Origin of the sequence: Fontimonas thermophila (assembly GCF_900113085.1) — a bacterium.
Taxonomy (GTDB): Bacteria; Pseudomonadota; Gammaproteobacteria; order Nevskiales; family Nevskiaceae; genus Solimonas; species Solimonas thermophila.
In genome coordinates this window covers 23468-36841 of record NZ_FOOC01000012.1, presented here as the reverse complement: position 1 = coordinate 36841, position 13374 = coordinate 23468, and the positions used below count along the sequence as shown (strand labels likewise).

11 protein-coding genes are annotated in these 13374 nt (G+C 65.7%); 10 read left to right on the top strand and 1 reads right to left on the bottom strand.

What is annotated here, in order from left to right:
- Positions 1 to 70 precede the first annotated feature (70 nt).
- From murG to lpxC, 8 genes are all read left to right on the top strand, one after another.
- Positions 71 to 1141: an undecaprenyldiphospho-muramoylpentapeptide beta-N-acetylglucosaminyltransferase gene (gene murG / locus BMZ48_RS10875; protein WP_091535035.1), complete on the top strand. Its 1071-nt coding sequence runs from the start codon at positions 71 to 73 to the stop codon at positions 1139 to 1141.
- Positions 1138 to 2568, top strand: a complete 1431-nt coding sequence (murC, locus tag BMZ48_RS10870) for a UDP-N-acetylmuramate--L-alanine ligase (protein WP_091535033.1) — start codon at positions 1138 to 1140, stop codon at positions 2566 to 2568. The genes murG and murC overlap by 4 nt, the downstream gene beginning before the upstream one ends.
- Positions 2565 to 3482, top strand: coding sequence for a UDP-N-acetylmuramate dehydrogenase (gene murB, locus BMZ48_RS10865; protein WP_091535031.1), 918 nt, complete (start codon positions 2565 to 2567; stop codon positions 3480 to 3482). Before murC ends, murB begins: the two co-directional genes overlap by 4 nt.
- Positions 3483 to 3562: 80 nt before the next feature.
- Positions 3563 to 4525 carry a D-alanine--D-alanine ligase gene (locus BMZ48_RS10860; RefSeq protein WP_366450610.1) on the top strand — a complete coding sequence of 321 codons (963 nt, stop codon included), beginning with the start codon at positions 3563 to 3565 and terminating at the stop codon, positions 4523 to 4525.
- Entirely contained in the window at positions 4522 to 5286 is a 765-nt protein-coding gene (locus tag BMZ48_RS10855) for a cell division protein FtsQ/DivIB (RefSeq protein ID WP_091535028.1), read from the top strand. Before BMZ48_RS10860 ends, BMZ48_RS10855 begins: the two co-directional genes overlap by 4 nt.
- 4 nt (positions 5287 to 5290) lie before the next feature.
- On the top strand, positions 5291 to 6523 hold the full coding sequence (gene ftsA / locus BMZ48_RS10850; protein ID WP_091535025.1) for a cell division protein FtsA: 1233 nt from the start codon (positions 5291 to 5293) through the stop codon (positions 6521 to 6523).
- Positions 6524 to 6706: 183 nt separating this feature from the next.
- Positions 6707 to 7951 (top strand): cell division protein FtsZ, encoded by a 1245-nt coding sequence (gene ftsZ, locus BMZ48_RS10845; RefSeq protein ID WP_091535023.1) that lies wholly within the window; start codon positions 6707 to 6709, stop codon positions 7949 to 7951.
- Positions 7952 to 8099: 148 nt separating this feature from the next.
- On the top strand, positions 8100 to 9020 hold the full coding sequence (lpxC, locus tag BMZ48_RS10840) for a UDP-3-O-acyl-N-acetylglucosamine deacetylase (protein ID WP_091535020.1): 921 nt from the start codon (positions 8100 to 8102) through the stop codon (positions 9018 to 9020).
- A gap of 61 nt (positions 9021 to 9081) precedes the next feature.
- On the opposite strand, the gene BMZ48_RS10835 is transcribed toward lpxC, so the two are convergent.
- Entirely contained in the window at positions 9082 to 9450 is a 369-nt protein-coding gene (locus BMZ48_RS10835) for a hypothetical protein (protein WP_091535018.1), read from the bottom strand.
- An 8-nt stretch (positions 9451 to 9458) separates the two neighbouring features.
- Between BMZ48_RS10835 and BMZ48_RS10830 the strand changes: the two genes are divergently transcribed.
- Positions 9459 to 10394 carry a M23 family metallopeptidase gene (locus BMZ48_RS10830; RefSeq protein ID WP_091535017.1) on the top strand — a complete coding sequence of 312 codons (936 nt, stop codon included), beginning with the start codon at positions 9459 to 9461 and terminating at the stop codon, positions 10392 to 10394.
- Between the two features lie 106 nt (positions 10395 to 10500).
- Entirely contained in the window at positions 10501 to 13281 is a 2781-nt protein-coding gene (gene secA, locus BMZ48_RS10825) for a preprotein translocase subunit SecA (protein ID WP_091535014.1), read from the top strand.
- Positions 13282 to 13374 lie beyond the last annotated feature (93 nt).

Here is a 13374-nt window from a genome sequence, read left to right as displayed (position 1 = left end):
TCGGTCGGATGTGCGCAGTGGCGCGCAACAGCCGCTGTGGCCGCCATGCAGACCCACTGGAGGTGCGGCCATGAAGCTGTTGATCATGGCGGGTGGCACCGGCGGCCATGTGTATCCTGCGCTTGCCGTCGCCGAGCATTTGCGTGCGCACGGCCACGCCATCGTCTGGATGGGCACGCCGGACAGTTTCGAGGCGCGCGTCGTGCCGGCCCACGGCATTGCGCTGCGCTATGTGCAGGTTTTTGGATTGCGCGGCAAGGGTCTACGCAAGTGGTTGCAGGCGCCTTGGCTGATTCTGCGTGCGGTCATGCAGGCGCTATCGATCCTGCGTGACGAGCGTCCCGACGCCGTGCTCGGCATGGGCGGTTTTGCCGCCGGTCCTGGTGGCATCGCGGCATGGCTGTTGCGCCGTCCGCTGATCATCCACGAGCAGAATGCTGCGGCCGGGTTGACCAATCGCTGGCTGGCGCGCGTGGCGCGCTGTGTCCTGCAGGCGTTTCCCGGCACGTTTGCGCACGCGCGCACGGTCGGCAATCCGGTGCGCGCCGGTTTCGCGCAGCTGCCGCCGCCGGCGCAGCGCATGGCGCATGGCGGTGCGGCGCGGCTGCTCGTCGTCGGTGGCAGCCAGGGGGCACGCGTGCTCAACGAGCGACTGCCGCAGGCACTCGCATTGCTCGCGCCGCAGGAGCGCCCGCAGGTGCGCCATCAGGCCGGGCGCACGCTCGCTCTCGCGCAGCAGGTGTACGCACGCGTCGGTGTGGCTGCGCAGCAGATCGATGCGTTCATCGACGACATGCCCGCCGCACTGGGGTGGGCCGATCTGGTCGTCTGCCGTGCCGGCGCCTCGACGATCGCGGAACTGTGCGCCGCTGGATGCGCAGCGGTGCTCGTGCCATTTCCACACGCCGTGGACGATCATCAGACGCGCAATGCCGAATATCTCGTGCGCGCCGGCGCCGCTGTGCTCGTCCCGGAACGCGAGCTGACACCGCAACGGCTGGCAGCGCTATTGCGCGAACTGCTCGGTGACCGGCAACGCCTGCAGCGTATGGCCGAAGCTGCGCGCAGCGCTGCGTGGACCGATGCCACCGCGGCGATCGCCGACGCCTGCCTGGCCTGCGCATCGGGAGGGCGGACATGAGCGAGCGCGTGCAGACCCTGATGCTGCGGCCGATGCGCCGCGTGCGCCGCATTCACATGCTCGGCATCGGCGGCGCCGGGATGGCCGGCATTGCCGAGGTTCTGCTCAACCTCGGCTATGAGATCAGCGGCACCGATTTGAAGAACACCGCGGCGACGCAGCGCCTCGCCGCGCTCGGTGCGCGCATTCATTTCGAACATCGGGCCGAGCATGCACACGGTGCCGATGCCATCGTCGTCTCGACCGCGGTCAGATCCGACAATCCGGAGCTGCTCTATGCGCACGAGCACCGCATTCCGGTGGTGCGCCGCGCGGAAATGCTCGCCGAGCTGATGCGCTTTCGCTATGGCATCGCGATCGCCGGCACGCATGGCAAGACGACGACGACGAGTCTCGTCGCCAGTGTGCTCGCCGAGGGCGGGCTCGATCCGACCTATGTCATCGGCGGTAAGCTCAAGTCCGCGGGCACCAACGCACGGCTCGGGGCTGGTGACTATCTCGTCGCCGAGGCCGACGAGAGCGATGCGTCGTTCCTGCACTTGATGCCCATGATCGCCGCCGTCACCAACATCGACGCCGATCATCTGGAGACATACGGGCACGATTTCCGCCGCCTGCGTGCCACGTTCGTCGAGTTTTTGCATCGCCTGCCGTTCTATGGTCTGGCCGTACTGTGTCTCGACGATGCCGTCATTCGCGAGACGCTGGCCGAAGTCGGCCGTCCGGTGCTCACCTATGGCTTTGCCGAGGATGCCGATCTGCGCGCGATCGACGTGCGTCCGGAGGGAACGGGCGCGCACTTCACGGCCGTTGCCCGCGACGGTTTTTGCGAGGCGTTTCATCTCAATCTGCCGGGCCGGCACAACGTGCAGAACGCGCTCGTTGCGGTGGCGATCGGCCGCGAGCTTGGCGTCGATGCGCAGGCGATGCGACGCGCCTTCACCGGATTCCAGGGCATCGGCCGACGCTGCGAGCAGCACGGCGAGCTGACGATCGGCACCCGCCGCGTGCTGCTGGTCGATGACTATGGTCACCATCCGCGCGAGATCGCGGCGACGTTCCAGGCAATGCGTGCCGCATATCCCGAGCGGCGACTCGTCGTCGTTTTCCAGCCGCACCGCTACACGCGTACGCGCGATCTGTTCGACGATTTCTGCGCCGTATTGTCCGAGGCGGATGCCTTGCTCCTCGCCGAGGTGTATCCAGCCGGGGAGGCGCCGATCGAGAACGCCGATGCGCGCGCGCTGGCGCGCTGTATCCGCGCCCGCGGCAAAGTCGAGCCGGTGCTGCTCTCCGGCGGCCTCGGCGAGGCTGCCGATGTGCTCGAACGCATTGCCGCCGACGGCGATCTCGTGCTCACGCTGGGTGCTGGCGACATCGGCACCTTGCCGGGTGTGCTGAGCCAGCGTTTCGGAGGTGCGCGATGAGCACGGGCCGTCGCGATCCCTTGCCGGCAATCCGCGGCCGCGTGCTGCGCAGCGAGCCGATGACGCGGCACACCACGTGGCGCGTCGGCGGTCCGGCCGACCGTTATTTCGAACCGGCCGACCGCGAAGACTTGATCGCTTTCGTGCGTGCGCTGCCCGCGGACGAGCCTGTCCTCTGGCTGGGGCTGGGCAGCAATCTGCTCGTGCGCGATGGCGGCTGGCGCGGCACCATCATCGCGCTGCACGGTGCACTCGATGCCCTGCGTCTGGAAGAAGCCGGCGGCACCCGCCTGATCTATGCCGAAGCCGGGGTGCATTGCGCGCGTCTGGCAAAGTTCGCCGAGCGGCATCATCTCGCCGGGCTGGGTTTCATGGCCGGTATTCCCGGGACCGTCGGCGGTGCACTGGCGATGAACGCCGGTGCCTGGGGCGGCGAGACCTGGCCAAACGTCGCGATGGTCGAGATGGTGTTCCGCGACGGTTCGGTGCGCTGGCTCGAGCCGACGCATTTTCGTTACGGCTATCGCGAGGTCGAACTGCCGGCCGGTGCGCTCGGCTTTCTTGCCGCGCGCTTCAAGGTCAGCGTCGATACCGATGGCGCACATGCACGCTATACCCGCGAGGCGCTGGCCCGGCGCAAGGCCTCGCAGCCGGTCGGCAAGCCCAGCGCCGGCAGCACGTTCCGCAATCCTCCGGGCGATCACGCCGCACGCCTGATCGAGAGCTGCGGGCTCAAGGGTTATCGCATCGGTGGAGCAGAAGTCTCCACACAGCACGCCAATTTCCTGATCACCGACGACACCGCGAGCGCCGCCGACGTCGAAGCCTTGATCACGCACATCCGCCGCACGGTGAAGGCGAAGACCGGCATCGATCTGGAGCCGGAAGTGAGAATCGTAGGAGAGCCGCTGTGAAGACACCGGCGCCACATCCCGACACCCACAGGACGCAACCCGCCGACGTCTGCGTGCCGGTGACCGGTCGCAGCCAGCGCGTGCGCGTGACCGATCCGAAAGTATTTGGCCGTGTTGCCGTGCTGATGGGCGGCTGGTCGTCGGAACGGCAGGTATCGCTGTGGTCGGGGCAGGGTGTTGCCGATGCGTTGCGCTCGCGCGGCGTCGACGTCGTCGCCATCGATGCGACGCCCGACAACGTGCTGCAACTCAAGGCGCAGGGCATCGACCGTGTCTTCAATGTGCTGCACGGTACCGGTGGCGAGGATGGCACGCTGCAGGCGGTACTCGAGCTGCAGGGTATTCCCTATACCGGAAGCGGTGTGCTCGCGTCCGCGCTGGCGATGGACAAGCTGCGCACCAAGCGCCTGTGGAGCGCCGAGGGACTACCGACGCCGGATTATCTGTGGGCACGCAGCCGTGCCGATCTCGACGAGGCGGTCCGCCGGTTCGGCTATCCGCTGATCGTCAAGCCATCGGCAGAGGGTTCGAGCGTCGGCGTCAGCAAGGTGAAATCCGCCGATCAGCTCGATGCCGCCTGGCAGCTCGCGCGAGGCTCGCGCGGTGATGGCGTCGTCATCGCCGAGCGCTTCGTCGCCGGCGGCGCTTATGGCCACGAGTTCACCTGCGCGATCGTCGATGGCGAGGCCTTGCCATTGATCCGCATCGAACCCGACGGGGAGTTTTACGACTATCACGCGAAGTATCTCTCCGATGCGACGTGCTATCACTGCCCATCGGGACTGGACGCAACCCTCGAGCAAAAGATCCAGGCGATTTGCTTGCGCGCCTTCGAATGCGTCGGCGCACGTGGCTGGGGCCGTGTCGATTTCATGCTCGATGCGCACGGCCAGGCCTGGCTGATCGAACTCAATCTCGTCCCGGGCATGACCTCGCACAGCCTGGTGCCGATGGCCGCGGCCGCGCGCGGTATGGACTACGCGTCGCTGTGCTGGGCGATTCTGGAGACCACCCTCGCACCGATCGCGGAGCACGGGCGATGACGGCAATGGCAATGAGTCCCGACATGCCTCTCGACAATCCGGTGCCGCCGCTGCGTACCGGGCTGCGGGTGGCGATCGGGCTGGCGGCGCTGCTCGCGACCGCCGGGGGTGTGTGGGGATTTTTCCGCGCGACTGGAGATCAGCCGGTTGCGCGTTTGCAGATCGAGGGGCACCTGCAGCGCGTCGATCCGGCCGAGATCAAGGCCGCGGTGCGGCCGCTGCTGCAAGAGCGCTTTGCACAGGTGGATCTCAAAGCCGTGCATGCGGCCGTCGTCGCCCTGCCGTGGGTCGGCCGTGCGCGTGTCGAGCGCCGGTGGCCGGCGACGGTGCACCTGCGTATCTGGGAGCGCGAGCCGGCGGCGCACTGGGGTCAAAAGGAGCTGCTCGATACCCAGGGCGTGGTTTTTTCTCCTGCGGGCCGCGACGTTCCGCCGCTGCTGCCGCGCTTGGACGGCCCGCCAGGCAGCGCAGGCCGTGTGCTGGCGATGTATCGCGAACTTGCCGCGCGCCTGCAGGGGACGCCGTTCGCATTGGCGGGTTTGACTCAGGATGCGCGCGGCGACTGGACCGGACATACCACGGGCGGGATCGCGCTGCGCTTCGGACGTGGCGATCCCACCCAGGCGCTCGACACCCTGCTCGGACCGGCGGCACGCGCGCTCGCCGGTCGCATCGAGGAGATCGCATATGTGGACCTTCGATACACCAATGGGTTTTCGGTGGGCTGGCGCAAGCCCGTCGCTGATCCGCAAAGGAGTTGAGCGCATGACGCGACGCGAGGAACGCAAGCTGCTCGTCGGCCTGGACATCGGCACGTCGAAGTGTGCCGCCGTCGTCGGCCAGGTCCTGCCTGACGGACAGATCGAGATCGTCGGGCGCGGCGAGCACGTCTCCAAGGGCATGAACCGGGGCGATGTGGTGAACATCGAGCAGACCGCGCTGGCGATCAAGCGTGCGGTCGAGAACGCCGAGCACATGGCCAACTGCCGCATCCAGTCGGTCTACGTCGGCGTCTCGGGGACGCATATCCAAGGGCTCAATTCGACCGGTGTCGCACCGGTGCGCAGTGGCTCGGTCAGCGAGCGGGATGTCGATAACGTCATGGATGCCGCCCGTGCGATCGCGATTCCGGCAGATCGCAAGATCCTGCACGTCATTCCGCAGGAATTCGTCATCGACGGACGCGAAGGGATCTACCACCCGGTCGGCATGCACGGCGTGCGCCTGGAAGGCAAGGCGCACGTCGTTACCGGCTCGATCTCGGCGGCGCAGAACATTTACCGATGCGTCGAGTCCTGCGGACTGAAAGTCGACACGCTGATCCTGCAGCACCTCGCGTCCAGCTATGCGACCCTGCTGCCGGATGAGCGCGAACACGGTGTCTGCATGATCGACATCGGCGGCGGCACCTCGGACATCGCGGTGTTCCGGGGCGGGGCGATCCGCCACACGGCGGTATTGCCGATCGCCGGCAACCAGGTGACCAACGACATCAGCATCGTCTTCCGCACCCCGGCGCCCTATGCCGAGGAACTCAAGATCAAGCACGGCGTCGCCTTGCCGCAGCTCGCCGACGGTCACGAGGAAATCGAGGTGCGCGGCGTCGGCGACCAGCCGCCGCGGCGGCTGTCGCGCTCGACGCTGGCCGAGGTGATCAAGCCGCGTTACGAGGAATTGTTTTATTTCGCCCGCAAGGAGCTGCACCGTTCCGATTGGTACAGCCTCATTCCCGGCGGTGTCGTCCTCACCGGCGGCGCCGCGCAGATGCCGGGCGTCGTCGAGCTGGCCAGCCAGGTGCTCGACATGCCGGTGCGCCTGGGTCTGCCGCACAACGTCGAGGGTCTGAAGGACGTGACGCGCAATCCGGCGTACGCGACGGCTGTCGGCCTGCTGTTGTACGGACGCCAGAGCCGGGCGGCGACGTCGGCGGATGCGCCGACCCAAGGCATCGGATACTGGGTCCAGCGCGTCGCCGACTGGATCCGAGGCAGTTTCTGAGGCAGAGATGAATTCGTGATCAACACGATTTTTTCATTGATATTGAAACAGTTTTTTTATATGCTGAAATGAAGGCGTATCAGATTGAAAAAAACGACTTGCAGGGGCACCGTTGTCGCTGGGCAGCGGTGCGTTTGACGGACGATGGGCAATACGGACGCGCAGTCGCGCAGGAGCAGTGACATGGGTGGACAAGTACGTGAAGTCTTTGAGCTGGATGACGGCCAGCACAAGCGCGCCGTGATCCGCGTCATCGGCGTTGGCGGCGGCGGTTGCAATACCGTCAATCAGATGGCACAGGCCGGGATCGAGGGCGTGGATTTCATCTGCGCCAATACCGACCGTGATCATCTGGAGCGCTGTGTGCCGACCAACCAGCTTCAGCTCGGTGCCGAGATCACACGCGGACTGGGTGCCGGGTCCAATCCGGAGATCGGACGCCAGGCCGCGGAGGAAGACCGCGACCGCATTCGCGAGATGATCGAGGGTAGCGATCTGCTGTTCATCACCGCCGGCATGGGTGGAGGCACCGGCACCGGTGCGGCGCCAGTGATCGCCCAGATCGCCAAGGAGCTCGGCATTCTCACCGTTTCCGTCGTGACCAAGCCGTTCGCGCACGAGGGCAAGAAGCGCATGGCGGTGGCGCTCAAGGGCATCGACGAGCTGCGCCAGTACAGTGATTCCCTGATCCTGATCCCGAACGAAAAGCTCGGTCTGGTGCTCGGAACCAAGATCACCGTGCTCAACTGCTTCAAGGCCGCCAACGACGTGTTGCAGAACGCGGTGCAGGGCATCTCCGATCTGATCACGCGTCCGGGCCTGGTCAATGTCGACTTCGCCGACGTGCGCACGGTCATGAGCAACCGCGGCATGGCGATGATGGGCATGGGGCATGCCAGTGGCGAGGGACGCGCCGAGAAGGCGGTGGAAATGGCGCTGTCCAGCCCGCTGCTCGACGACATCGAGCTGCAGGGCGCGCGCGGTCTGCTGGTCAACGTCACCTGTGACGAGTCGCTGACGATGGAGGAACTCGAATACATCAACTCGCGCGTCGCCGAGATCGCCTCCGAGGAGGCCGATACCAAGTGCGGCATGGCGATGGATCCGAATCTCAACGGCACGCTGCGTGTGACCGTTGTCGCCACCGGTCTGCCGGGACACAAGCACGCGGCTCCGGCGACAACGGCCGTACAGAATCCGAAAGTCGCGCCATTCGTACGCCCGGAGATGGCGGCACCGGTGCCGCCGGCCATGCCTTATTCTTCGTCGGCGGCTTATCTCGATGTCCCGACGGTGCACCGCCAGATGCACGGTGCACAGCGTCAACCGCAGAAGGTCGCTGCGGCGGGGGGCGGCAGCCCGTTCCCGCTCGGGCTCGACGACGACATCATCAACATCCCGTCGTTCTTGCGGAACCAGGCGGACTGAACCGCGGGCTGGCTGGTTCTGCCGGCGGCTGTTGGCAGCGGCCTTCTGTTTTTCAGCGGGGCGTCAGCTGGCAGCGTGCTAGACTTGCCGGCCCAATAGGCGCAGCGGAGTCCGGCGCTGCGCCTTTTTCGACGCCGGCAATGCATCCATGGTCAGACAGCGCACCCTCAAGCAGACAGTACGTACCAGCGGCATCGGGCTCCATTCGGGCCGCAAGGTCTACATGTCGCTGCTGCCGGCCAGCCCCGACACCGGGATCGTTTTCCGCCGCACTGACCTGTCCCCGGCCGTCGAGGTCCCGGCCAGCGCCCATCTGCTGCGCGAGGCGGTGATGTGTAGCACGCTGGTTGCCGACGACGGCACCAAGATCATGACGGTCGAGCATCTGATGTCGGCGTTCGCCGGCTTGGGTATCGACAATTGCATCGTCGAGCTGTCGTCGCCGGAAGTGCCGATCATGGATGGCAGCGCCGGGCCTTTCGTCTATCTGATCCAGTCGGCGGGCATTCACGAGCAGGATGCACCGAAGAGGTTCCTGCGCATTCGCCAGCCGGTGCAGGTCCAGGACGGGGACAAGTGGGCGCGGCTTGAGCCCTACGAGGGTTTTCGCCTGACGTTCTCGATCGACTTCCGACATCCGGCGTTGCGCGCGTCCGGGCAGAGCGCCGTCGTCGATTTCTCGACGACCAGCTATGTGCGCGAGATCAGCCGCGCGCGCACCTTCGGGTTCATGCGCGAGCTCGATGCGCTGCGCGCCGCCAATCTGGGGCTGGGCGCGAGCCTCGACAACGTCGTCGCCCTCGACGAATACCGGGTCGTCAACCGCGACGGTCTGCGTTACGAAGACGAGTTCGTTCGCCACAAGATCCTCGATGCGATCGGCGATCTGTACCTGCTCGGCCATCCGGTGATCGGCGCCTTCACCGCGTACAAATCCGGCCATGCGCTGAACAACAAACTGGCGCGCGCCGTGCTCGCCGACGCTGCCGCCTACGAAATCGTCACGTTCGAGACCGCCGATCGTCCCGCGCCGATCGCCTTCGTGCGCGGCAGCCTCGCGGCTGCTTGAAGGGCTCCGCCCGTGCCCGATCGCGGCTTGCCGTTCGTCGGGGAAACACCGCGGGGATCAGTCACTTGGCTTGCGCGGCCCGGGTTCGGGCCGATACACTGCCAACTTGGTCTGTGCAGACGGGGGGGCGTACCTTTGCGTCGATGCGGCTGCACGTTAAGCGGTAGCGAGTCCTGAGCCAGGTCAGCAGCGAGCGGCGGTGCTGCCGTAGCGGTATCAAGGCGGCGGCGGAGGCGGCGTACAAGACCACGGTATCGCCGCGCACGTTGGCGATCCGCAGCTGACGGACCCAAGGTTCGTCGCACCAGTCGCACAGGGTCTGGTTGATCTCGGCCAGTCGTTGCGCGCGTTCCAGCACCGCGCCCAGGGTCTGGGGGTGCTGGCTGAGAATTTGCTGGAGATTGCGGGCGTCGGTTCGATCGGAGCACATCGGCGGGAATGGATATCATCGTCGTCAGCCATAAGCGTGGCCGCACCTGGCGGTTTCCGCTAGACCTGCGTCACGTGCTGAGCTGGCTTCCGCTCGCCGCGGCGGCTGCAATCGTGCTGTCCGCGGCTTTCGCGGCCGGTTTTGTCTTGCGCGGGTTCGCCGACCGCGCATCGGTAATGCCGTCGGACTTGCTTGCGTCCTGGTCCGAGGAAGTGCGCCTGCAGCGCGCTGCGCTGGATCAGGCGCGTGCACAGGCCGAACAGGATTCCGCCGCCCTGGCGCGCCGGATCGCCCAGTTGCAAGCCCACGTGCTGCGTCTGGATGCCGCCGGGCAGCGACTCACCGAGATCGCGGGACTGGAGCGCGGCGAGTTCAATTTTGACCAGCCGCCGGCCGTCGGCGGCCCCGAATCGGTCGTCGTGGCGGACAACGGCTTCGACACCATGCTGGCGTCGCTCGATGCCTTCGAGCGCCAGCTCGCCGATCGCGAGCGCCAATTCCGTGTGCTCGAGGATCTGCTCCTGACCAGCCGCCTGCAGAAAGAAGTCCGGCCGTCCGGCTGGCCGATCGAGGGCGGGTGGATCAGCTCGCTGTTCGGCGTGCGCACCGATCCGTTCACCGGCCGACTGACACGGCACCTGGGCATCGATTTCGCGGGCCGCCCTGGTGCCGACGTGCTCGCGGTGGCCGCGGGGATCGTCACCGAAGCCGGCGAGCGCGACGGCTACGGCAACCTGGTCGAAATCAATCATGGCAATGGCTATACGACGCGTTACGGGCACAATAGCCAGATCCTGGTGAAGCCGGGCGACAAGGTGGCCAAGGGCCAGCGGATTGCGCGCATGGGTTCGTCCGGACGTTCGACCGGCCCGCACGTGCATTTCGAGGTGTTGTTCAATGGCATTCCGGTCAATCCCGAGCAGTACATCAACGCAGCGCGTTGATCCTGCCGGTTCCGGAGCTTGAGCGGCCGTCCGCCGATTCAACCCAGGCATAATAGGCGGCCTTCGCAGAACTCCCGCGCCATGCGCGGGTCCACTACGGATACCTATGTTGAACCAACTGCTGGCTCGCGTCTTTGGGAGCCGCAATCAGCGCATTCTCAAGCGCCTCGAACGTCTCGTCGCCCAGGTCAATGCCCTGGAGCCGCGCTATGCCGCGATGAGTGATGCCGAACTCGCCGCGCAGACGCCGCTGCTGCGCGAACGCCTGAGCAAGGGAGAGACGCTCGACCAAATCCAGGCCGATGCCTTTGCCGTCGTGCGCGAAGCCGCCAAACGCGTACTCAACATGCGCCACTTCGATGTGCAGCTGATCGGCGGCGCCGTCCTGCATGCGGGCAAGATCGCGGAAATGCGCACCGGCGAGGGCAAGACCCTGGTCGCGACCCTGCCGGCCTATCTCAACGCATTGCCCGGGCAGGGCGTGCATATCGTCACCGTCAACGACTATCTCGCCCGCCGCGATGCCGAGTGGATGGGGCGCATCTTCCGCTTCCTCGGGCTCAGCGTCGGCGTCATCGTCTCCGGGCAGAGCCAGCAGGAAAAGCGCGCGGCCTATGCCTGCGATATCACCTACGCCACGAACAACGAGCTCGGGTTCGACTACCTGCGCGACAACATGGCGTTTTCTCTCGCCGACAAGGTTCAGCGCGGACAGAACTACGCGATCGTCGACGAGGTCGACTCGATCCTGATCGATGAGGCGCGCACGCCGCTGATCATCAGCGGCCCCGCCGACGATGATCCCGAGCTCTATCGCAAGATCAATGCGCTCATTCCCCGGCTGACACGGCAGGAAGAGGAGGATGGGCCGGGCGATTTCTCGATCGACGAGAAAACCAAGCAGGTACATCTGACCGAGGCCGGACACGAGAAGGTCGAGGAGTTGATGCGCGCGGCCAAGCTGCTCGGCGAAGAGGACAGCCTCTACGACGCCGCCAACATCATCCTGCTGCATCATCTCAACGCCCTGCTGCGTGCGCACCACCTGTACAAACGCGATGTCGAGTACATCGTGCGTGGCGGACAGGTGATCATCATCGACGAATTCACCGGCCGCATGATGCCGGGCCGGCGCTGGAGCGACGGCCTGCACCAGGCGATCGAGGCCAAGGAAGGCGTGCAGATCCAGCAGGAAAACCAGACGCTGGCGTCGATCACGTTCCAGAACTACTTCCGCCTGTACAAAAAGCTCGCCGGCATGACCGGCACCGCCGATACCGAGGCCTTCGAGTTCCAGAACATCTACAACCTCGAAGTCGTCGTCATCCCGACCAACCGGCCGATGATCCGCAAGGACTACGGCGATCTCGTCTATATGACGGCCAAGGAAAAGTTCGACGCCGTCATCGCCGAGATCAAGCAGGCGCACAAGCGCGAGCAGCCGGTTCTGGTCGGCACCGCCAGCATCGAGACCTCCGAATTGCTCTCGGGTCTGCTGAAGAAAGAGGGAATCCCTCACGAGGTTCTCAACGCCAAGCATCACGAACGCGAGGCCGAAATCGTCGCCCAGGCCGGCCGCCCGGGTGCGGTGACGATCGCAACCAACATGGCCGGCCGCGGCACCGACATCGTGCTCGGCGGCAATCTGGAGGCCGAGCTCGCAAAGATTCCGCCCGAAGATGTGGCAGCGCGCGAGGCCGCGCGCAGGGCCTGGCAGGAGCGGCACGATCGCGTCGTCGCCGCCGGTGGGCTTTATGTGATCGGCTCGGAACGGCACGAGTCGCGGCGGATCGACAACCAGCTGCGTGGACGCTCGGGGCGGCAGGGTGACCCCGGTGCATCGCGTTTCTTCCTGTCGCTCGACGACACGCTGATGCGGATTTTCACGCCGCCGCGCATGCGCGCCATGCTCCAGCGCCTGGGGATGCAGCCGGGCGAGGCGATCGAGCATCGCTGGGTCACGCGCGCGATCGAAACCGCGCAGCGCAAGGTCGAGGCGCACAACTTCGACATCCGCAAGCATTTGCTCGAGTACGACAACGTCGCCAACGACCAGCGCAAGGTGGTTTACGAGCTGCGCAACACGATCATGGCCGCGGAGACGGTCACGTCGATGGTCAACGATATCCGGCCCGATGTGGTTGACGCGGTGATCGATGCCTACATTCCTCCGCAGACGATCGAGGAACAGTGGGACGTCGAGGGGTTGCAGGAGGCACTCAAGCGCGACTTTGGGCTCGATCTACCCATCCGGCAGTGGCTCGATGAGGAGAAAGACCTCAACGAGAAGGGACTGCGCGAGCACATCCTCGCCAAACTCATCGAGGCTTACGAACACAAACGCGAACAAGTCGGTGCCCCGGTTCTCGCGCATTTCGAAAAAGCCGTCATGCTGCAAGTGCTCGACAACCTCTGGCGCGAGCACCTGGCGGCGATGGATTACCTGCGCCAGGGCATTCACCTGCGTGGCTATGCGCAGAAAGATCCCAAGCAGGAATACAAGCGCGAAGCCTTTACGATGTTCAACGACATGCTGGCGCGCTACAAGCACGAGGTGATCTCGCTGCTGGCGCGCGTGCGCATCCAGACGGAAGCGGAGGTGCAGGCGGTCGAGGAGCAACGTCGGCGTCAGGCCGAGGCACGCGCGCGGCAGATGCAGTTGCAGCACGAATCGGCACCGGGTGTCGAGGCCGCGACGATGTCGGCGGCCGGCGGCGAGACGCTGCCTGCCGCAGCGGGCGCAGGTACGCCGCGGCGCCTCGAAGCCGCGCCGCCGCCGGTAAAGCCGGCGACCGTCGTGCGCGAAATGCCCAAGGTCGGCCGCAACGAGCCTTGCCCCTGCGGCAGCGGCAAGAAATACAAGCATTGCCATGGTGCGCTCACCTGAGCGCAAACGGCCGCCGATGGTCTTTGCAGGTCTGGCAACTCTGCGTTTTGCCCCTGCAGACTGAGTCCGCACGGGAAATCTGGAATCTGAATC

What these genes read in the sequence shown, in the direction of transcription:
- murG (WP_091535035.1), top strand. Translation starts at nt 71, where the DNA reads ATGAAGCTGTTGATCATGGCGGGTGGCACCGGCGGCCATGTGTATCCT.
- murC (WP_091535033.1), top strand. Translation starts at nt 1,138, where the DNA reads ATGAGCGAGCGCGTGCAGACCCTGATGCTGCGGCCGATGCGCCGCGTG.
- murB (WP_091535031.1), top strand. Translation starts at nt 2,565, where the DNA reads ATGAGCACGGGCCGTCGCGATCCCTTGCCGGCAATCCGCGGCCGCGTG.
- BMZ48_RS10855 (WP_091535028.1), top strand. Translation starts at nt 4,522, where the DNA reads ATGACGGCAATGGCAATGAGTCCCGACATGCCTCTCGACAATCCGGTG.
- ftsA (WP_091535025.1), top strand. Translation starts at nt 5,291, where the DNA reads ATGACGCGACGCGAGGAACGCAAGCTGCTCGTCGGCCTGGACATCGGC.
- ftsZ (WP_091535023.1), top strand. Translation starts at nt 6,707, where the DNA reads ATGGGTGGACAAGTACGTGAAGTCTTTGAGCTGGATGACGGCCAGCAC.
- lpxC (WP_091535020.1), top strand. Translation starts at nt 8,100, where the DNA reads ATGGTCAGACAGCGCACCCTCAAGCAGACAGTACGTACCAGCGGCATC.
- BMZ48_RS10835 (WP_091535018.1), bottom strand. Translation starts at nt 9,450, where the DNA reads ATGTGCTCCGATCGAACCGACGCCCGCAATCTCCAGCAAATTCTCAGC.
- BMZ48_RS10830 (WP_091535017.1), top strand. Translation starts at nt 9,459, where the DNA reads ATGGATATCATCGTCGTCAGCCATAAGCGTGGCCGCACCTGGCGGTTT.
- secA (WP_091535014.1), top strand. Translation starts at nt 10,501, where the DNA reads ATGTTGAACCAACTGCTGGCTCGCGTCTTTGGGAGCCGCAATCAGCGC.